This is a genomic window from Bacillus sp. FDAARGOS_1420, assembly GCF_019344915.1.
GTDB classification, from domain to species: Bacteria; Bacillota; Bacilli; order Bacillales; family Bacillaceae_G; genus Bacillus_A; species Bacillus_A mycoides.
The window spans coordinates 257,028-277,084 of record NZ_JAHWJB010000002.1 but is presented as its reverse complement, the minus strand read 5'-3'; the positions used below and the strand labels follow the sequence as shown (position 1 = coordinate 277,084).

Sequence of the window (20,057 nt, the reverse complement as noted above, 5' to 3'; positions counted from 1 at the left end):
TAATTCCATAAAAAAATGTAACTTTTTTATATGTATTTCGTTGTTATATATGAAGGGAGGGAAATGTAGTGAAACGCAAACAATCATTAGAAGAAATTTACTCAGAGCATATGCAAGATTTATTTCGCTATCTTCTCTCCCTAACCGGAGATTCTCATAGTGCTGAAGATCTCATGCAAGAAACATTTTACCGGATGCTCGTCCATATTGACTATTATAAAGGAGAAGAAATTAGGCCGTGGTTATTTACAATCGCCTACAACGCCTTTATCGATTGGTACCGAAAAGAAAAGAAGTATAAAACAACGCAAATTGAAGAATTCCATTTACCAAACGTGCCAAGTACAGAGCACTCTTATTTCGTAAAACATGAGATTACGAGTTGGTTACAAAGTATATCCTCTCTTCCGCTCGAAAGACGAAATGTGTTACTACTACGAGATTACTACGGATTCTCTTATAAGGAAATAGCAGAAATGACTGGTCTCTCGTTAGCAAAAGTAAAAATTGAGTTACACCGAGGAAGAAAAGAAACGAAAAGCATAAAGGAGTGATACAGATGGGTTGTGCAGAGTTTAAAAAACTGTGGAAGAAATATGAAAAAGGAACGCTCACACATGATGAACAAGAGCAGCTAGAAAGTCATATTGAGACTTGCGAAGAGTGTGAAGTGCATTTGGATGAATTACTTGCGAAGACCGAAGCCGTTAAGAAAAGGTTACCGCCAAAAGATCTTAAAGTTCCTTTTTGGAGAATTAAGTGGAAACATCGGTTACAAACGTTTGGTTTTATATTATCCATTTGCATCGTTATATATATAATCGGCGGGGTATTATCAGCCTTTTATTTTCAAGCTAATAATGATAAAAGGCTAGAAGAAATTAGAGAAGTTCCTTCGCTTGCACTTGAAGCAACTATCCCAAATAGCCGTGTTATGGGGGGCGGAACAAGTGTAGAAGCTTTTTTCCGTACGAACAGCAGCTTCGATTTAGTAAGAACCGTCGGTAAAAAAGAAATGCCACTCGGTACAGTAGAAACAAAAAGCTTCTTATCATCTGTAGATGTCACGAAACAAACTTGGATGAATCCGTTCTATCAACCAAAACTCTTCTTTGTTCATCCCAAAACAAAGCAGGGTGATTATTTAAAGGATTCCTCAAAAAAAGTATGGGATACACTTGCAAAAGTACATGATGGAACCGTTGCAGAAGTAGCAATTTCTTTTGATAAAACTTACACTTTAAAAGAATTAGAACCGCTTTTATATAGCATATTCGAAGCACAAGAACTCCCTCCAACTCCTGTATGGTACGCTTTAGATACGGGACAAGAAAAAACAAATGTAGAAGATTACATCCTACATGGCGGGGAAGCTATAGGATTTCCAGAACACGTAAGATTCCTTAATAGTGAAACAGACACGCAGAAAACACCAGAAGATAAAGTAATCGAAATGATGCGTATTCTTTCTACACATAAAAAAACGGTAAGCAAAATAGCTGCGTTTCCTGAGAAAGAACTAAACTTAGATAAACGTTATAAATATGTAAAAGATAACGGCGTAAAAGTATACGGCATTGTCATTACGGGGCCGTCGAAAGAATTATTAAAATTACAAAACTCCCCGCACGTACGTTATGCGACTCTTGGAGATATTGAGGTTTGGAATTGGTTTGATTAGTGAAAATGAAAAGGTTGCGTAGAAAATAGCAGCTATTTTCTACACAACCTTTTTAATAATTTAAAACCTATATTTCACTAACAGAATCCGTGAATAAAGCGTGGAATACGTTAACTTCCCCCATACGTAAACATTCCGTTTCTATATCAGGAATTGTAGTTCTAGCAACCTCTCGTTCTACTCTTACAAATCCTTTTGTATTCATTAGTTTTTCAAATTTACAAATGGTATCCATTTCTATATCAATGATTTCAAAAGCCCACTCTCTTAACTCTTCATCATATGTTGTTTTTAATACGTAGTAATAATAATATTTATCAAGTAAGCTAACAAAAACACCTAAATCAAGGCGCTCGCCTCTTGATTTTCTTATCCAATCAATATCATCATTTAACATCGGTTCTTTTCCGTTTAGTAACACATTATATTCTAGACAATTATATAGGTTTAAATCTGTATAGTCTGACACGTGATAATCACAAAATGTTGACTCGATTAAAGACAAAATTTCCTTTTGAGAGCTTTCGTTTTTTATAAAACTCTCTTTTAAGGATACAAACTTTTTATGCTCTTTGGACTCCTCGTACAATCCCTCTTCTTTCACAATATTTTTCGGAAAGAATTTGTAAACTGTTTCTTTTAATTCACTCATCATTTCAGGTTTTGCCGTTTTAACCATTCTGTAAATCCTCCTATGCTAAAAAGAATTCTCACCGCAATAAAGAATTATGACCTAAATATGTTATTAATTAACAAATAAATTATATTAAAATAAGCAATATGATTCAATTCTGTTTTTTTAAAATTTTTCTGTTATAATGGCTGATTCCGAACATTTTCTTTATCATAATATGAAAATTACAACAAAAAACGACAAAAAACTTTAAATTACCTTAAAAAATATAACAATCCATATATAAAGAACGAAAGATCCTAAAGCAATTATTGAAAAATATATTATTTTTGTCACATTAAAAATTAGTACTTTTTTCACAAATTATTTTTGGTGGAAAACTTTACAAGTTTTATTTTTTACTATAAAAGGAATTTGTCTGGTAAAATAAAGTAGTATCGTAAAAATGTAACACATTTCCGTACGAACAACCCTTTAAAGCGAAAAGGTGTCATCATAATTGATGACACCTTTTCCTATTACAAATAAACTAATTAGAAATCACTTTCACATACATCCCTCTTATCGCCTTTTCATAAGCGATATCGCTCATCTGTCTTATTTTTTCCGATATAACAGACGATCGAACAACTTCACCTTCACGAAGTAATGGAGGATCAATAAGACGCACTTTATTTTTCTGATGTAGATCATACTCATTTCTATTTTCTTTTACTTCTATACTTGGATGAACTTTTCTTAATAAAGCATCTACTTCTTGATCTTTACATAGCTGTAATTTCGTAATAAGCTCATGATCTTCAAGAAGAAAATCATCTGGATGGATTATCTTTTTATGAAGAGCTAATTTTAACGTTTTAGCTAACATATCGTTTCCATAAATATTCATTGGTTTCATAAAGAAATCAATTACTTCTTTGTAATACGTCTTCGTAAACCACTCTGCCATTTCGATACTTTGAAGAACCATTTTCCCATTAACTTCGATTAAATCATTTAAAAAGTCTTGAGCTTCTTCTAAAGAAATATATCCATATGTAAACATATCTCGTAATGTGTAATCCACTCGGTCTGCACATAATTCTGGCGCAGATCTTTCAAGTAATGTCCACTTCGAATCATCTAACAAAATATCTTCATAGTTATAACCATGTTTTGAAAGAATCGCCGAGATTTCCGAGTTTTTCACGACAGCACTAAATATTTCTTCATGATAACTTTCATTTTCGTTATCAAAAACATAATCAATCACATGAGAAAAAGCAGTATGCGATACGTCATGCAGTAAACCAGCAATCTGTTCTTCTACTGAACCACCAAGCTTTTTAATTAACAACATAGCACCAACTGAATGATCAAAACGTGTTACATTCCATTTCTCATTCATTAAGTAACTTGCTCCGGCTTGATGAACCCCTTTCAGCCTTTGAACAGGTTTACTTAAAATTAGTTCTTCTAACACTTTATCTACTTTAAACTCACCGTATATGACATCTGATATGATCACTTAAAATCCCCCTTTTTAAGCAGCGTCTTCTATTTGTTTTAATTCATTTGTTTTTATTGAGCGCTCCTTATATGGAGCCTTTTTTCATTTTTAAAAATAGAGAGCACTCAGCTCTCTATTTCACAATCCTATTCAAATGTAACTTCAACCTGCACAATCTCGGATCTACTTCCCAGTCTAAGCGGTGGTCCCCAGAATCCAAACCCAGAAGAAACAATCGCGTGGAATGCACCTTTTTGTGCGTATCCCCAGTCTAGTTCGTACATTCTTCTCGTCACAATATGGTTCGGCGCCATTTGTCCGCGATGCGTGTGACCGGATAGTAGTAAATCAACGCCAGCATCCGCTGCTTGTTTCAATTCAAATGGTTGGTGATCCATTGCGATAACAGGAAGCGATTTATCTACCGTACTCATTAGATTTTCAAAGCTTTGACGATCACGCTCTGTTTTATCCCTTCTTCCGACGAGATAAAAATCATCTTCAATTGTAATGACTTCATCTAAAAGAATACGAATATCAATCTTATCCATCTCTTGTAAAAACTCAGGAACAGCTCGTCCGTAATATTCATGATTTCCTAACACACCATATACGCCTAATGGAGCTTTCATCTGTTTCATGATTGGTCCCATATTTTTTTGAATGAACACACCTGGATGATCGTCGATAATATCACCAGGCAGTAAAATAATATCGGGTTTCATTTCATTTACATGACGAACGAGTCTCTTTAAATGAGCAACTCCAGACAGTTTACCGAAATGCATATCAGAGGCCATCGCAATGCGTAAACTTTTACGCCCTTCTACTCTTTTCGGTATGTGCACTTCGTACTTTCTTACTACTGGACTATATGCGTTGAATACTCCATATGCAAAGATAAAGATGAACACGAGTAAAACGACCGTTCCTGTCCAAATAATTGCCGTCTCTTTCTCCACTGAAAACTGTAATAATAAGACGGCAATATCGGCTAACGGCAATAACATAAGCGCGTATTGTATAACCGCAAACCAAATTGAACCGACCGTTCGCAGGAAAGGAAGGAATTTAAACACTTGTACGAGAATATACGCATATGAAATGAAGCCAACTACGAAAGCGTAATATCCCCAAGATTCCCAGCCGAACACCGCATGAAGCCAAACCCATCCGTTCCAGCCGATGTAAAACATAAGTAGTGTGTATACAATTAAAATAGTGAATATATTGAGATAACGAAAACTTTTCACAGCCAGCCTCCTTATTGATTTCTTCTATTATAACTTGTTATGTGCCTAGAACGTAAATAGTAAGCAAATCAAAGTTATTTTCCTCTTACTTGTAATCTTCCCGCATTATCATACGCTTCTCTTTGTAACCGCTATATTCAAAGCACCTTTATTTTTCAGTTTTACACTTGCGAGAGTTAATACTCACGTGTATATTTATAATAAAGTGAGCATGAATCCGTTTCAATGACCACATTTAATTATTCGAGTATTAATACACACATTACAAGATTTGTGTATTAAAGAACGGAGGAACATATGGAGAAAATCGATAGAAGAATTATAAAATCACAAACCGCCATTCAATCTGCATTTATAGAAATGTTAATTGAAGATGGCTTTGACGGAATTACAGTAAAAAACATTACCGAAAAGGCAAATATCGGGAGAAAAACTTTCTACCTACACTATCTAGATAAGTACAATTTATTAGATAAAATTGTCGATGATCATTTAGAACAATTAAGAGAAATATGCGATATAAAACAAACAAAAGGTTATATAGAAGGAACTGTCATATGGTTTGAATACTTCAGAGAACATAAACCATTTTTCGCAGCGTTATTTAGAAGCAACAGCACATTATTATTTCAGAAAAAGTTACTAACTTTTATCATGGGTGAACTAGAGAAAAAACTAAATACAAATACGTCAGTAAATCAAAACATTGATAAACACATCGTTTTAAAATTTTTAGGAACTGCTGTAATGGGCATTTTAGAATCTTACGTATTAGACGAAATTGATAATGATATTGAGTACGTTGCGACGCAGGTTGGAGAATTGATGAAGAGGAATATATAACGGTTATGAAAAAGTGCACCCAGATTGTTGGGTGCACTTTTTATATTTATCACCTCACATATTAATTGCATCAACAAAATACAGCCTATCATCCGTCTGAAAATACATAACAGATCCGCGGCTGTAATAATTAACAAATTGAATCGGCTCACCTAGTTCATTACAAGGATTACTATCATACACATGATTATTATTTAAATCATAAACAACCAACTTTTTATCTTGAGTAATGAATACTACTTTATCTTGAGCAACCGCAAAACTTTCTGACCATATTTCCATCGTTACATTTATTTCATTCCACAACATATGAAAATTTTTATCTTTCATTTGAACTAAAGGAAATTCTGAATAATAATAGAGCCAAACGTCTCCATCTATAACGTTCATTGCATAGCAATCATCTATAGGAGGTACATTAAACTTTTCTACATATTGATCATAATTATTAAAAATCAAGTGACCTGTAGAGTCAAAAGCAACTATCCCGTTTGCTCCAATCGAGGACTCTCCAAAAACTCCTTCATCACAATAACTAATCCATATATCTTCGTTCACATCAACCTGACAATCTTGAATCCCTTCTCCGGCATAAAACTTACAATGTTCACTTCCGTCCGCATTATAAATAACCGCATTATCCTCTTCATAATTAAATATAAGTAACCATTTCTCTCCGATTCGTTGCATACATCGCACAGATTCAACATCGATATCTACGTTTAAATTGAATTTACTTATATTCACATTATTTTTATCCAAATAAATAATACAAGGTTGATTCGTATTATCTTGTACTAGTAAAATCACATTTTGTTTATAATCCAAACTCACTTTTTTTAACTGATAAGCTTCAACAATATCCTTAAAACTTATTAACTCTTTACATACAATATCTTTCATATAGATGAAAATCCTCTCATTGATTCTAAACATAAAAATAAGCGTCAAACTTCTATACTTTTAATAAGTTTGACGTTCGCTCTCAATTATTATTTTAAATACTCCCCTTTCATTCTCCTAATCCCACTCCCAGATTGGTGCGGCAGAAAAACCTTCAAGACTCATTTCCATTGAATTTAAAAGTATTTAAAAATGAAGAAAGCTGACTTTTAATACTAAGTATATATTCATGGAATTCATATATATAACAACTTAGCGTGCTATCTCCTTCAAGCTCTTTAAAACTAACTGAAATTTTGAAAGATGTATCAATATCCAAGTGACAAGTTAAAGATAACTCATTTGATTCTGATTTAAAATGTACTGTCCCAGATCCCAAGGTATATATTTTTTGGAGGTCTTTGTAAAAGTGATATATATCATTATTGTCAAAATAAAATGATGTCGTTTTCACTTTGAAACCAGAACAGCCTAGTTCGCATTCTCCTTTGAAATAAGCTCCACCAAAATAACTATCTCCTTCACCTGAAAAGTCAGTTATAACAATCTTGATGAAATTATCATCCTGCTCGCCTATATGAAAACATTCCATTATTTACACCTCCCTATAATACGTATAACAGCTTGGCTAATAAATAACTAATCTAAAGTATAATTGTGGAAAATTTATATTTATAAGTTCATCTAATCTCTTATTGGTAATGAAGGTGTCTGACCTTTTTTTGCTTTAGAATTATAATGATAGTATAGCGTTTATCCTTATGTTTTTATAGCCAACAAAAATTAATGTGTACAAAAGAGAGAAAAATCTACATCAGCTTTTCTCTCTCTCAATCACTTCTCTATTTATTCTCCCTCTTCTAAAATCCCATATTGCTCCCAACAAAATATTCGTTTCCCTTTAACAGCATATATTGTTTGATCTCTTGAAAAAATATACTCAAATTGAATAGAATTTCCATCGCTATCTACTGTTAACGGAGTTGCTAATTTTTTATTTACAAGTGAATATGCATGTATTTGATTGTTATCGACACCAAAGATAATATTATTTTGCACTTTTAAATATAGTGATGTATGATTCAATGTTGTTTCATATAGAATAACTTGTTCGCATCGTTCTTTATTAATCTGTGTGAATGAATACGTTCCTTGCTCGTTATAGTAAGACATTAAAATATCACCTGTCTTCTGTATATGTATTGCTGTACAATCACAGGCAGATCTCTTTATTGAATTATTAAATTCATTAGTAATTAAATCGCCATTCTTAGAAAAAATAGCTAATCCGCTCTTTTCAAATTTATTAATATCATATATATTTTCCCAATCTATCGAATCAAACTCTTCATCTGAAATAAACAATTCCTCTACAGAAGTAAATATACCTTCTTCACTATACCCAACCAATAAATGTTCTTCTTCATCAACTTGAAAATATTTTATTCCATTTCCTAAGTAATATGAAGCAACGATGTTTCCTTTTTTATCAAAAATTGTAGCCGTTGTATCTTCCTTTTTCTCAACGAAACTTTTAACCAAAATCCAATTTTCTCCTAAAGGTTGAATGAAGTTAAAATATTGATTATTTTCTATAGTATATTGTTTCAAAACGCCAGATTTCAACGAGTGTATAATTTTATAATAATAAAGGTCTGTAACCTTTTTATCCAATACTAAAATTATAATATCTTGTTTATTTCCCGTTGTAATGTAGAGAATTTCTCCTTCTATATATGAAAAATCCATCTGCTTATTAAATACTAGTTTTTTCATAACTAACAGACCTCCAATGAATCAATAACAATCTAATTCCTATCACTCCTGGAAACCTTCTTTTTATTTATACTTTTACAATCGATCCAAGCTGCTTCCCATCACTGAATGTTGCTGTTACAGACTTTATTTCTTTTCCACTCTCTACAACTTTAACACTTGTACGGTTTCTAAAACTATCATATATGCAAGATTTACTTCTTCCCTCTTGTAATGTCGCGTTTAAAACGTTAGTGCATTGGATCATAATCCATAAAAAAAGAAGAACCTACGTCAGCTCTTCTTTCTAAAAATCATTTCTCTATTTATTTCCCCTCATACTTCACACCTTCTCATGAAAGTTCTCCAGTAAAGAATAAATAAACTATTATAACGCCTAAACCTATCGAAAATATTCTAAACAAATAATAACTTATAGTTAGAATAATTGGAAACGCGCTTGTCAAACTGAACAATGCAATAAACATACGATTTTCTTTATAACTCTTTTTATCTATTTTTAATCCTAACCATATAAAACTAATACCTATAAAAAAAGCACACAAATCTAAAAGAAAATCTATCATAATTCGAGAAAACTCGCTTTAATATCAAAAACTTGTAAAATATCTTGTTCTAACTTTATTGCATTAAAATCAGACTTCGCCTTTTCCCCTAGTATTCTAATAGATTGAATAATGCTTTTTAGTATCAATATACTCTTCCTTTGCAAACACAGCCCCTTCCATAATAGAAATATTCTGTGCTCCCTGTTCCATATCTATATTTAAAATACATTGATATAAAATATCCTCATCATTTAATACTAAGTCCGCTTTTATATGAACATCCGCATTCCCGAATTCAAATATATTTGTAACAACAGACGGGCGAACCCAAGTCTCGTCTTGATAGTCTACACTTTCATTCTCGTAATCCCACTCCCAGATTGGTGCGACCGAGAAATCTTCAAGACTTAACTCTTCTATCGGTTTTCCATTAGTTGAACCCACCAGTGATCCTGCCTCTTTAACTATTTTAGGAATAAGATTACTAAAGTACATATTTCTCTCATCCGTTATCGATTCCTTAATAAGGGGATATAAATATAAAGTAGCCATCGTTCTTAAACCATTACTCGCTCTTAATTCTAATTCCATTGCTATAGAAAAAGTCCTTATAGATAAATAGTCAATTTGAATATTCCCATTCAAAATCTCAAAGGATTGTCCTTCAATATTTATCTTTGATCCTTGAAAATCAAACTCTTTATAGTAATAACTTTGTTCCTTATGAATAAAATCAGGATACTTATTTAAATATATATCCAAAAAATCATCTTCTACTAAAGTCTTATATGTTGGACATACAATTTTAAACTGTAACTTTCGAGATTTAGAATCCACAACAATAAAGTTATCCTGTATTATACAATACACCCAAGGTATATAAAGTTGATTTCCCTCTATTATAAGCTTTGAAGGCTCTCGTTTTAGCATTGATACCACCTCTTAATCACCTTCCATTATTCACTATTTTCGATAGATATTAATTCCCACCGTTTTTTTTTGTAAAAAGAGAAGCTGCACAGTTTGAACTATACAGCTTCTCTTTTTTCTAAATACCTTGTTATTTTTCGCGTACTTCAAACACATTTCCACTAATACAAGTAAAATACAATAAGTTATTTGTTTTAATTACCTCATATATGGAATCAGAATCCAAAATAAACTTTGGTAAATATAATGTGAATTCTACCTTACCAGATTTTATGTCTAAGCATTTTACTTCAAGTTCATTTGAAGACATATAGATCTTACCCTCCACATATCTCGGAGCTCTTATCACGTCATGTTCAAACCTTGTTTCCCACTTAATTTGGTTATGTACTAAATCTATACAATATACTCTTCCATTATCCATAACTGCAACACACATATTATCAACTAAGTTAGGTTCAAGTTGTATTTCACCTGATAATAAACATTGATATATTTCCTTACCATCGTCTACTCCAAAGAATTGAAGACATATTTTCGTTTCTTCATCCTCCATATCATATATAGACCTAACCAAACCTATCTTTAAGTTATCAGCTATCACATATAAATAATCCTCTTCTTCAATCTCTATCTCAAAGATTAATTCTGGTGATTCTTTTTTCAAATCCCACCTTTGAACACGCTCCATTCCCACTATTAAAGCCATATGATTTTCTATATATGTAGGCGTATTGGGGCGACAATCAATATTTTCTCTCCATAAAATATTACTATTAAAGTCAACAGCTGTCATACAAACTATATAGGGATCAATTATTTCTCCGTCTTCATAACATTCTCCTATCAGAACATAATAATCAGAAAACAGTCGCACCTTCAAATTTTCTCCACCAATTCCAGTATATACAGTCTGTTTCTCTTTTCCTGTTTGAATATCTAATATGATGTTCAAACCATAATCCATCACAACCATTACGTCTAATACATTATTTGGTAGGAGATAAACCCCTTTTATTTCTCCTTCCAATTCTAACTCCCATAATTTCTTTCCATCTTTTGCAGACATGCACACAAGTTTTGATTCTTCTTCTTCTCTACTAATATCTGCTACAAAAACCTTATCATCTTGTTGACAAAATACAATTCCACTCTCAACAAAATTGAGATGTTCCGTCCAAAGTGTTTTTTTATTCAACGTGTCTATTTTACTAAACTTATGCTCTAGTCCATTTCCAACATATAAAAAGTCGTTGTCTCTTGAGAATTGAGGAAGAATTTCTATATTCCTTTCATTTTTTAGGTCACTCCAACTTATTTCATAACAACTTTCACTTGAATATTCCCGATAAACATTCAAGTTTCCAGTAGTAATGAAGTCCTCATCTAGCTTTTCTAAGTCAATTATCTGTTTATAAGCGGCATTCAACTTAAAATCTTCTGGTACTTTACTAATTAATTTCTCTATATGCTCCTTACAAAAATCAAATACAACATTAAAAAACTGTACTCTTTCAACTGAAATAATTTCTTTACTACTTCTAATATTGATCATATTTTCTTGCTGAATAAATCTTAAAGTCTTCTCATAGTTATCTAAGAATAATGTAGCCTCTTTATACTTTAAAAGATCTACCCACTCATCAAAAAATTGTATTAAGGGCTCTATAATATTAGTCTCTTCTTCATAAATGATTTTTTCATCTATGAGGAAAATTATTTTACCTCTTAGCATTTCCAACTCGTCTTCATTAAAATATTCCAGTTTTATATTAAATCCTTCTTTTATTTTCCCCATAATGCCCTACCTCCAGTATGGCCAGTTTTTTGATGTGTCCAAGTATTAACTAATTGCATGTCTCCTGGATTTTGATGGTGATGCCACGTATAACCTTTTGGATTTTTTCCAGACCGCATTAGTTTTAACTCAGCTTTATTAAACTTACTTTGATATTTCTTATATGCCTCTTTATTTAAATAATCAAATTGGGATGCATTACTTTTTTTCCATTAAGATTTTGGAAGGCTCATAGTAATTTTAGGCTTAAATTGAGGAAATCCTTTTTTATCAAATGTCACCTTCGTTACTGGATGTGGAGCAGGTAACCCTTTCTCTTCTTTCTTCTCCACTTGTGGACTTTGTTCTGAATTTGGAGATGGTGTAAACGGCGGTGCCGTTTCTGCCAATCCATTCAGCGGTATAGAAGTAACCATTAATGCAACTACCATGAGTTGTATTAAGTACCTATACCATCGTTTCTTTACTTGCTGTTTTTCCATACATTCGCATCAGTTTATTTCTTACCATTAAGAATTTAATGAATTTTAGAAAGAAACTCAATTGAAAAAATGGAAGATTTTAAAAAAAGATATCAATTCCAACTCTTTATCGACAATTTTCCATTTTCTATTCCATAATTCATTACATTGAATTAAAATATATTTATATACAAATGATCATTAAACAAGGTGTACTATCTACCTTATTTACGTTTAATAAATAAGGGGAATACAAGAAATTAAACCCATAAAATCTCTTTCCTTCATTACCTATTCCCCTTAATATACCAATCAGCAGCATCAATTTTTCCCTAAAAATCCTTATCCAAAAAACAAAAAAATGCAGCCCCTATACATACTCATATAGGGACTGCACCTTATTATTAAATAACAAAATCCTCTGGAATAAACACTTTCACTTCTCTCGGATGTACGTATACAAACTCACCTGTTTGAATGCCTAGTTGTCTAAACTGTTCTTTACTAATTTCTGCTTCTAGATACTCATCTGTTCCGTCGCGCTTCAATTCTACATATACGACAGGGCCAACTGCATGTGAGTATGTTACTTTCGCCGGGATGGCATCTATACTTTGTTTCGTACGATCGATTGATAAGTGATGTGGTCTTACGTATCCCACTCCGTCTACGTTTGAAACGTGCTTATGCTCTGGTGCTTCTAGCTCCACTGATCCTACATTTAGCTTACCTTTATGAACGCGGCCGTGAAATAAATTCACGTTTCCTAAAAAGTCGTATACGAACGGGCTTGCCGGTTTTTCATATACTTCTTCCGGTGTTCCCATTTGTTCAATGCGCCCTTCATTCATTACAACGATGCGGTCCGCAACGTCTAACGCTTCTTCTTGGTCATGCGTTACGAATACGCTCGTAATTTGAAATTCGTCATGTAGTTTCCGGAGCCATCTTCGCAATTCTTTCCGTACTTTTGCATCAAGTGCACCAAACGGTTCATCTAACAATAAAATTTTCGGTTCGACTGCAAGTGCCCGGGCTAGTGCGATACGTTGGCGTTGTCCGCCAGATAATTGCGCTGGATAACGTTTTGCGAAACCATCCATTTTTACTAGTTTCAATAGTTCTGTTACTTTTTCTTTTATTACTTCAGCTGAAGGTCGTAAGTTTTTCTTTCTTACTTTTAAACCGAAAGCGACATTTTCAAATACATTCATATGTTTAAAAAGTGCATAGTGCTGGAAGACGAAACCGACTTGCCTGTTTTTCACGTGAATATCAGTTAAATCTTCTCCATCAAATGAGATCGAACCTCCATCCGCTTCTTCTAGTCCTGCAATAATTCGTAATAACGTCGTTTTCCCAGAACCTGATGGGCCTAATAAGGCAACAAGTTCTCCTTTTGGAATATCCAAATGAATGTCTGTCAGCGCTTGAAATGTACCATATTGTTTTGATACATTTTGAATTTGAATACTCATCGCACTCACTCCTTATTGTCGTTTTTCCATTCTCCATTCAATCCAGTTTTTTATAACGAGCGTAAAAACTGCGATGAGTGACATTAAAGTCGCCACAGCAAACGCTGCTGAAAATTGATATTCATTGTACAAAATTTCAATATGAAGCGGCATCGTATTTGTCATGCCGCGCACGTGACCAGATACAACGGAAACGGCGCCGAATTCACCAATGGCCCGGGCATTACATAAAATCATGCCGTATAAAAGGCCCCATTTTATATTTGGCAATGTGACGCGCCAAAACATTTTCCATCCGCTTGCGCCAAGTGATAGAGCCGCTTCTTCTTCACTCTTCCCTTGCGCCTGCATAACCGGGATTAATTCACGCGCAACGAACGGAAACGTAACAAATATCGTCGCAATGATAATGCCAGGAACAGAGAAGATGAGCTTTATCCCGTGTTCCATTAACCATCCGCCAAGAGCAGCACGAGGTGTGAAAAGTAAAACGAATACTAATCCTGCAATGACTGGTGATACAGCAAACGGCAGTTCAATAAGAGATAATAATAGTTGCTTTCCTTTAAACTGAAACTTCGTAATAAGCCAAGCCGCTGCTATTCCGAATATCGTATTCAGCGGCACAACGATTAAAGCAACGAGAAGCGTTAACCTGATTGCCAAAAATGCTTCTTGATCTGTTACAGCGGCAATATATACATCAATTCCTCGTTCGAACGCTTTCATAAAAATTGTCACGAGCGGCAGTAATAGAAAGAGAGATAAAAATAAAATTGTTATCGTAATGAATAAAATGGGTACAAACTTAGATTCTTTTTTAACTGCTACGCTTTTTACTATTTTCTTTTCTAATAATGTTGGTTCCATTTTCTCCCCTCCTATTCGCTTTTCAATTCATGCCTTCTGCTCCAAGTTTGAATCATATTAATAAATAGTAGGAAAAGGAGAGAAATAATAAGCATCACAGCCGCTACAGCTGTTGCGCCTGCATAATCATATTGTTCTAGTTTTGTCATAATCATAAGCGGTGCGATTTCTGTTTTCATCGGCATATTACCTGCAATGAACACGACAGATCCATATTCCCCTAACGCCCGAGCAAAGGCGAGTGAAAAACCAGCAAGCAAGGCCGGGAATATTTCTGGCAAAATGATTTTTACAAATATTTGAAAGCGTGACGCCCCTAAGCTAGAAGCTGCTTCTTCTACTTCTTTATCAATACTTTGCAGCACTGGTTGCACCATTCGCACGACAAATGGTAAGCCAATAAACGTAAGCGCCACAATAATGCCGAGCTGGGTAAAAGCTACTTTTATATGAAACACACTAAATATTTTTCCAATAAATCCATTTTCCGCATAAAGCGTCGTAAGTGTAATACCAGCTACAGCAGTCGGAAGAGCGAATGGTAAATCGATTAGTCCGTCTAATAACCGCTTCCCTGGAAATGTGTAGCGAACGAGTACCCAAGCAATTAATAAACCAAAAATGGCATTTACGATTGCCGCTGCAAGTGAAGTTGTGAAACTTACTTGATACGAATGCAACACGCGCTCACTCGTTATAACCCCAGCAAACTTCTTCCAACCTAGCTGCGAAGTTTGAATAAATACGATAGAAAGTGGTATAAGTACGAATAAACTCATATATAGCATTGTAAATCCAAGAGATAATCCAAACCCTGGTAAGACACGCTTCTTCCTCATATAACGTCACCTCATCCCCCCTTATTTTTTATACATTTGATCGAATACGCCGCCATCATTAAAATGCTTTTCTTGTGCTTTTTTCCATCCTCCAAATAGTTCATCGACTGTAAATAATTGAACTTTCGGAAATTGTGATGCGTACTTTTCTGCTACTTTTTCATTACGAGGGCGATAAAAGTTTTTCGCCGCAATTTCTTGCCCCTTTTCTGAATACAAATATTCAAGATATCCTTCTGCTACTTTTTTCGTTCCTTTTTTATCAACGACTTTGTCTACAACTGCTACTGGCGGCTCGGCAAGTATACTAATCGAAGGTGTTACAATTTCGAATTTATCTTTTCCAAGTTCTTTTTGTGATAATAACGCTTCATTTTCCCAAGCGATTAACACATCACCAATTCCTTTTTCAACGAAAGTCGTCGTTGCCCCGCGTGCTCCTGAATCTAGTACTTCCACGTTTTTATAAATTTGACCGACAAACTCTTTCGCTTTATCTTCACTATTGTTATATTTCTTCAGTGCATATCCCCACGCACCTAAATAGTTCCACCGTGCTCCCCCAGATGTTTTCGGGTTTGGTGTAATGACAGACACACCTTTTTTCGTTAAATCATCCCAATCTTTAATTCCTTTCGGGTTTCCTTTTCTAACAAGAAATACAATCGTTGATGTATACGGAGTAGAATTATCCGCAAGTCGCTTCTGCCAATCTTCTGCTAGTTGTTTCTTCTTACTAATCGCGTCAATATCATAAGCGAGCGCTAGTGTTACAACGTCTGCTTCTAAGCCGTCAATAACGGAGCGTGCCTGACTTCCAGATCCCCCGTGTGATTGCTTTACATTTACTGTTTGACCATGCTTCTCTTTCCAATACTTCGCAAAGTCTTTATTGAAATCCTGATATAACTCACGCGTTGGATCATATGAAACATTTAAAAGTTCGACTGTCTTCTTATCTGCACTTCCTTCAGAATTGTTAGTGGATGTTGCCGAACCACACCCTGACAAAAGGACAAATGCTGATAATAAAACACCTGTACTTTTCATTAATGCTGTCTTACTCCACTGTTTCATATATAAAGCCCCCTTAGTTTGTACAATAGAAAAAGGCACACAATCTATTCACAAAAGTGAACGTTGTGCGCCTTCAGTTTCTCTGATGAGCTTCTATTGTATTCTGTTTGATTTCTTTCCATTTTAATTCCGTAATTCACATGTGTCAACTTGGAATTTAGAATTATTATATAAGAAACTTCCTACAAGCTAAAAATCAGCGGGAATGGAATCCCACTGATTTTTAGCTTGTAGGAAGTTTCTTTAACTTATCTGTCTTCGCAATAAATTGAGCTGCTTCTGCGCGGCTTACCGATTTATCTGGAGCCCAACCATTATCTGTTCCAACTGAAATATTTTCTTGGATTAAAATATTGGCATACTTCGCGCCCCAATGATTTTTTAAGTCCGCAAATTCTTTTGGTAATTTAATATTTTCATTTCTTTCTAATTTATATGCATTTACTAGCATAGTAGCCATTGATGCACGGTTAATTAGTCCACTCGGATTGAAGTTACCCTGCTCATCACCTTTTACAATACCAGCTTTTTCAACTGCTGCGATATAAGGTGTAGCCCAATGATTTTGAGCATCGCGGAATGATGGCTTCGCATCTTTATTAATTTCTAACCCTAAAACAGTAGCTAATATTTTTGCTGCTGAACCACGATCGATATTTTCAGCTGGTGCAAATGTACCATCTGGCTTACCGTGTACTGCCTCTTTGTCTACTAAATATTGAACTGACTCTTGTGCCCAAGTCGGTACATCTGAGAACTTAGATTTTTTTTCAATTGCACTCGCATCGATTTCAAACTGCACTTGATATTTATGATCATATTTAATTGCTGGAATTAATATATGCATTTGCATATTATATTTTTTCGAGAACTCATCGATTTCAAATTGAACAACTTTCGTACCATTATTTGTTTTATCTTCAGAGATCACTTTCACATCATGGAATGTCCCTAATTTATTAGTATCTTCTACTTTAAGATACTGGAAATAGCTACTATCTTGCACTGTTAACGTAACAATTTTTTTGTCACCTTGAATTGTTACTTTTGCATTTTTTAAATACGTAGAAGCAACAGATGTTTCATTCGTTTGATCTTTATACGTTTTTAAAATAACGTCATATGTACCATCTGCAAGTTTACTAGCTGCCTTCATTTCAATCACATCTGCTTTTGCAATTGGCGCCATAATACCGCTAAATGGAACTGCTAAAGTTGCGGCTATAACGAATGCATTAATATATTTTTTCTTAATCATTATCAACATGACATCTCCCTTTATATAAATATACCCAACATAACTATCATATTGATAATGATTATCAATATCAAATAAAAGATTAAACAAATACTCCTATTTATTACACAAATATGCTTTCCGATCATTTTTAAACAATAAATAATGAGCAGTATGCACTTTTCTCTCTAAATAATCTAATGAATACGTACCCGATGGATCCACTAAATCCCCAATTGCCCCTGAAAGGTGATCAATTACCTTTTGCAATGTTTCTAAGTTCTTCTTTTCATTCTTCATATTCATTTCATCCATAATGTCACAAATAAGATATTGTACTTTCCGTAAGCGTAATTCCTTCTGCTCCATACATATCTCCTCCTTATTAGTCATATTACGGTTTAAATATATGGGCTTATAGCTTAACCAATTCTAAAAAATAACGTGAAACTTTAATGAGTAGGGATTTTGTCCATCCAAACTAATCCAGCTTTTTTGGACAAAAAGATATCCATCTCTATACATGTAGTCATAGTGATGGATATCTTTATTTTTATACTTGCAATGCCTTCTCTCTCAAAGCTCTTCTTAACAATTTACCAGTTGTATTCTTCGGCAATTCTGTTAAAAACTCAATGCTCATTGGCACTTTATATTTCGCTAAATGTAACGTGCAGTAATGCATAAGCTCTTCTTCTGTTACGCTCGTTTGCTTCAGAACGACGTAAGCTCGCACTGCTTCTCCTAAGTTTTCATCCGGTACACCAATTACGACAACTTCAGCCACAGATTCGTGAGTATATAATACTTCTTCTACTTCACGAGGGTATACGTTATAACCACCAACTAGGACGATATCTTTTTTGCGATCGACGATATAGAAGTAACCTTCTTCATCCATTTTCGCTAAGTCACCTGTATATAGCCAGCCGTCTTTAAGTGTCGCAGCTGTATCTTCTGGCGCATTATAGTAACCCTTCATAACGTTAGGTCCGCGAACAATTAACTCCCCAACTGCACCAACAGGTACTTCTTCCCCAAGTTCGTTCACAATTTTATTTTCTACGTGCCAAATATTTGTACCAATCGAACCTGGTTTACGAGGACGATCTAATGGATTAAAACAAGTAACTGGTGATGCTTCTGATAAACCGTATCCTTCTGAAACGATAACGTCAAAACGTTTTTCAAAGTTTTGCAGAAGCGCAACAGGCATTGACGCACCACCTGAAATACAAAGACGAAGCGTCTTCACATCTTCTGCGCTTGCTTCTTCGAATAAATATAAATAATTGTACATTGTCGGTACACCAGCAAAAATCGTTGGTTCGTACGTGCGACAAATACGGAATACTTCTTTCGGACTAAATTTCGGTAACATTAAAATAGTCGCCCCGTTCACAATCGGCGCATTGACCGCCACTGTTAAGCAAAATACATGGAACATCGGCAGTGCCGCAACGACGCGATCGTCCGCAGTATATTGTAAATACGACGCCACATCGCTTGCATTACTATATAAATTTTTATGTGTTAACATAGCGCCTTTTGGCTTTCCAGTTGTACCTGAAGTGTATAAAATAACAGCTACATCTTCTTCATCTAGTTCAGGACCTTCGTAAGTTACATCTCCAGTTCCTACAAAACTAGTAAACGTTTTCATTTTTTCAGTTTCTGTATGAGTAAAATCTGATGAGGTTTCGCATATGATGATATTTTCAAGTGAAGGAAGTCTTGTTGTAAGAGATTGTATAACAGGTAGAAGGACGTCGAGTACGATGATTGTTTTTACATCTCCATTTTGTAATATGTAATGTATTTCGTCTGCTGTATAAATTGGATTAATCGGAATGACAGTTGCTCCAGCTTTCATCGTTCCGTATAAACCGACTAAAAAATGTGGTGAATTGCCTACAGCTAATGCGACATTGTCCCCTTTTCCAATGCCCATTTTTGCTAAATTGCTAGAAAACCTAGTGACCACTTTGTTTAATTGGTCATACGAGACCGACTGATCCATAAATATGTATGCCGGTTTATCCCCCTTATTTTTTGCCGTTTCAGCCAAAGATTGAACGAGATTCACACAAATCCCACCTTTATAAAATTTAGAATATTTAAAAATTCTAAATTAATTATATTAAAAGAAAATTAAAGTAGCAAGTGATATTCTATTAATCGAATATACATAAACCACTTTCTTCCAGAATACTTTAGTAAGATACGAGAATTATATGTAA

Annotated in this window: 20 protein-coding genes and 3 pseudogenes; 3 read left to right on the top strand and 20 right to left on the bottom strand. The window is 34.2% G+C overall.

All coding sequences use genetic code 11. The annotated features are described in order from the left end of the window. Window positions 1–68: 68 nt before the first annotated feature. Window positions 69–554, top strand: coding sequence for an RNA polymerase sigma factor (locus I6L50_RS11635; protein ID WP_002168921.1), 486 nt, complete (start codon window positions 69–71; stop codon window positions 552–554). Window positions 555–559: 5 nt separating this feature from the next. After that, on the top strand, window positions 560–1,681 hold the full coding sequence (locus I6L50_RS11630) for an anti-sigma factor (protein ID WP_219301587.1): 1,122 nt from the start codon (window positions 560–562) through the stop codon (window positions 1,679–1,681). A gap of 67 nt (window positions 1,682–1,748) precedes the next feature. On the opposite strand, the gene I6L50_RS11625 is transcribed toward I6L50_RS11630, so the two are convergent. From I6L50_RS11625 to I6L50_RS11615, 3 genes are all read right to left on the bottom strand, one after another. Beyond that, entirely contained in the window at window positions 1,749–2,360 is a 612-nt protein-coding gene (locus tag I6L50_RS11625) for a hypothetical protein (RefSeq protein WP_219301585.1), read from the bottom strand. A gap of 484 nt (window positions 2,361–2,844) precedes the next feature. Continuing rightward, window positions 2,845–3,822 (bottom strand): HD domain-containing protein, encoded by a 978-nt coding sequence (locus tag I6L50_RS11620; RefSeq protein ID WP_219301583.1) that lies wholly within the window; start codon window positions 3,820–3,822, stop codon window positions 2,845–2,847. Window positions 3,823–3,950: 128 nt separating this feature from the next. Further along, the gene (locus I6L50_RS11615) at window positions 3,951–5,057 is read right to left on the bottom strand and encodes a metallophosphoesterase (protein ID WP_219301581.1); all 1,107 of its coding nucleotides are present in this window, start codon (window positions 5,055–5,057) and stop codon (window positions 3,951–3,953) included. Window positions 5,058–5,354: 297 nt separating this feature from the next. On the opposite strand from I6L50_RS11615, the gene I6L50_RS11610 reads away from it, so the two are divergent. Further along, window positions 5,355–5,900: a TetR/AcrR family transcriptional regulator gene (locus tag I6L50_RS11610; protein ID WP_219301579.1), complete on the top strand. Its 546-nt coding sequence runs from the start codon at window positions 5,355–5,357 to the stop codon at window positions 5,898–5,900. A gap of 54 nt (window positions 5,901–5,954) precedes the next feature. On the opposite strand, the gene I6L50_RS11605 is transcribed toward I6L50_RS11610, so the two are convergent. The 17 genes and pseudogenes from I6L50_RS11605 to I6L50_RS11530 all read right to left on the bottom strand — a co-directional run bounded on the left by I6L50_RS11605 (window position 5,955) and on the right by I6L50_RS11530 (window position 19,903). After that, window positions 5,955–6,803 carry a hypothetical protein gene (locus I6L50_RS11605; RefSeq protein ID WP_219303689.1) on the bottom strand — a complete coding sequence of 283 codons (849 nt, stop codon included), beginning with the start codon at window positions 6,801–6,803 and terminating at the stop codon, window positions 5,955–5,957. A gap of 154 nt (window positions 6,804–6,957) precedes the next feature. Then, window positions 6,958–7,395, bottom strand: coding sequence for a WapI family immunity protein (locus tag I6L50_RS11600; RefSeq protein ID WP_219301577.1), 438 nt, complete (start codon window positions 7,393–7,395; stop codon window positions 6,958–6,960). Window positions 7,396–7,649: 254 nt separating this feature from the next. Then, the gene (locus I6L50_RS11595; RefSeq protein WP_219301575.1) at window positions 7,650–8,579 is read right to left on the bottom strand and encodes a hypothetical protein; all 930 of its coding nucleotides are present in this window, start codon (window positions 8,577–8,579) and stop codon (window positions 7,650–7,652) included. 67 nt (window positions 8,580–8,646) lie between these two features. Next, window positions 8,647–8,826, bottom strand: coding sequence for a Wall associated protein (locus I6L50_RS11590; RefSeq protein WP_219301573.1), 180 nt, complete (start codon window positions 8,824–8,826; stop codon window positions 8,647–8,649). A gap of 315 nt (window positions 8,827–9,141) precedes the next feature. Continuing rightward, a pseudogene (locus I6L50_RS11585) lies at window positions 9,142–9,282 on the bottom strand (Imm44 family immunity protein); the annotation flags it as partial. Next, complete coding sequence (locus I6L50_RS11580) at window positions 9,242–10,057, bottom strand: hypothetical protein (RefSeq protein WP_257475385.1); 816 nt, start codon at window positions 10,055–10,057, stop codon at window positions 9,242–9,244. The gene I6L50_RS11580 and the pseudogene I6L50_RS11585, both read right to left, overlap by 41 nt. 130 nt (window positions 10,058–10,187) lie before the next feature. Next, a complete protein-coding gene (locus tag I6L50_RS11575; protein WP_219301571.1) occupies window positions 10,188–11,855 on the bottom strand; it encodes an outer membrane protein assembly factor BamB family protein in 1,668 nt (555 codons plus the stop codon). Further along, window positions 11,843–11,914: an HNH endonuclease gene (locus tag I6L50_RS34815; protein WP_257475415.1), complete on the bottom strand. Its 72-nt coding sequence runs from the start codon at window positions 11,912–11,914 to the stop codon at window positions 11,843–11,845. Before I6L50_RS34815 ends, I6L50_RS11575 begins: the two co-directional genes overlap by 13 nt. A 12-nt stretch (window positions 11,915–11,926) precedes the next feature. Then, window positions 11,927–11,995, bottom strand: a pseudogene (locus tag I6L50_RS34810) (HNH endonuclease); the annotation flags it as partial. A gap of 150 nt (window positions 11,996–12,145) precedes the next feature. Further along, window positions 12,146–12,337 (bottom strand): annotated as a pseudogene (locus tag I6L50_RS11565) (hypothetical protein); the annotation flags it as partial. A gap of 383 nt (window positions 12,338–12,720) precedes the next feature. Beyond that, on the bottom strand, window positions 12,721–13,794 hold the full coding sequence (locus I6L50_RS11560) for a sulfate/molybdate ABC transporter ATP-binding protein (RefSeq protein ID WP_002125843.1): 1,074 nt from the start codon (window positions 13,792–13,794) through the stop codon (window positions 12,721–12,723). 12 nt (window positions 13,795–13,806) lie between these two features. Further along, window positions 13,807–14,664 (bottom strand): sulfate ABC transporter permease subunit CysW, encoded by an 858-nt coding sequence (gene cysW / locus I6L50_RS11555; RefSeq protein WP_219301567.1) that lies wholly within the window; start codon window positions 14,662–14,664, stop codon window positions 13,807–13,809. An 11-nt stretch (window positions 14,665–14,675) separates the two neighbouring features. Beyond that, window positions 14,676–15,503, bottom strand: a complete 828-nt coding sequence (gene cysT / locus I6L50_RS11550; protein WP_002011198.1) for a sulfate ABC transporter permease subunit CysT — start codon at window positions 15,501–15,503, stop codon at window positions 14,676–14,678. Between the two features lie 21 nt (window positions 15,504–15,524). Next, window positions 15,525–16,580: a sulfate ABC transporter substrate-binding protein gene (locus I6L50_RS11545; protein WP_002011197.1), complete on the bottom strand. Its 1,056-nt coding sequence runs from the start codon at window positions 16,578–16,580 to the stop codon at window positions 15,525–15,527. A gap of 223 nt (window positions 16,581–16,803) precedes the next feature. After that, complete coding sequence (locus I6L50_RS11540) at window positions 16,804–17,838, bottom strand: S-layer homology domain-containing protein (protein WP_219301565.1); 1,035 nt, start codon at window positions 17,836–17,838, stop codon at window positions 16,804–16,806. Window positions 17,839–17,934: 96 nt separating this feature from the next. Next, the gene (locus I6L50_RS11535) at window positions 17,935–18,186 is read right to left on the bottom strand and encodes a hypothetical protein (RefSeq protein WP_002134875.1); all 252 of its coding nucleotides are present in this window, start codon (window positions 18,184–18,186) and stop codon (window positions 17,935–17,937) included. A 184-nt stretch (window positions 18,187–18,370) separates the two neighbouring features. Further along, entirely contained in the window at window positions 18,371–19,903 is a 1,533-nt protein-coding gene (locus I6L50_RS11530; RefSeq protein WP_219301563.1) for a fatty acid--CoA ligase family protein, read from the bottom strand. Between the last annotated feature and the right edge of the window lie 154 nt (window positions 19,904–20,057).

What these genes read in the sequence shown, in the direction of transcription:
- I6L50_RS11575 (WP_219301571.1), bottom strand. Translation starts at nt 11,855, where the DNA reads ATGGGGAAAATAAAAGAAGGATTTAATATAAAACTGGAATATTTTAAT.
- I6L50_RS11630 (WP_219301587.1), top strand. Translation starts at nt 560, where the DNA reads ATGGGTTGTGCAGAGTTTAAAAAACTGTGGAAGAAATATGAAAAAGGA.
- I6L50_RS11580 (WP_257475385.1), bottom strand. Translation starts at nt 10,057, where the DNA reads ATGCTAAAACGAGAGCCTTCAAAGCTTATAATAGAGGGAAATCAACTT.
- I6L50_RS11545 (WP_002011197.1), bottom strand. Translation starts at nt 16,580, where the DNA reads ATGAAACAGTGGAGTAAGACAGCATTAATGAAAAGTACAGGTGTTTTA.
- I6L50_RS11595 (WP_219301575.1), bottom strand. Translation starts at nt 8,579, where the DNA reads ATGAAAAAACTAGTATTTAATAAGCAGATGGATTTTTCATATATAGAA.
- I6L50_RS11625 (WP_219301585.1), bottom strand. Translation starts at nt 2,360, where the DNA reads ATGGTTAAAACGGCAAAACCTGAAATGATGAGTGAATTAAAAGAAACA.
- I6L50_RS11605 (WP_219303689.1), bottom strand. Translation starts at nt 6,803, where the DNA reads ATGAAAGATATTGTATGTAAAGAGTTAATAAGTTTTAAGGATATTGTT.
- cysT (WP_002011198.1), bottom strand. Translation starts at nt 15,503, where the DNA reads ATGAGGAAGAAGCGTGTCTTACCAGGGTTTGGATTATCTCTTGGATTT.
- I6L50_RS11590 (WP_219301573.1), bottom strand. Translation starts at nt 8,826, where the DNA reads ATGATCCAATGCACTAACGTTTTAAACGCGACATTACAAGAGGGAAGA.
- I6L50_RS11610 (WP_219301579.1), top strand. Translation starts at nt 5,355, where the DNA reads ATGGAGAAAATCGATAGAAGAATTATAAAATCACAAACCGCCATTCAA.
- I6L50_RS11540 (WP_219301565.1), bottom strand. Translation starts at nt 17,838, where the DNA reads ATGATTAAGAAAAAATATATTAATGCATTCGTTATAGCCGCAACTTTA.
- I6L50_RS11560 (WP_002125843.1), bottom strand. Translation starts at nt 13,794, where the DNA reads ATGAGTATTCAAATTCAAAATGTATCAAAACAATATGGTACATTTCAA.
- I6L50_RS11535 (WP_002134875.1), bottom strand. Translation starts at nt 18,186, where the DNA reads ATGGAGCAGAAGGAATTACGCTTACGGAAAGTACAATATCTTATTTGT.
- I6L50_RS11600 (WP_219301577.1), bottom strand. Translation starts at nt 7,395, where the DNA reads ATGGAATGTTTTCATATAGGCGAGCAGGATGATAATTTCATCAAGATT.
- cysW (WP_219301567.1), bottom strand. Translation starts at nt 14,664, where the DNA reads ATGGAACCAACATTATTAGAAAAGAAAATAGTAAAAAGCGTAGCAGTT.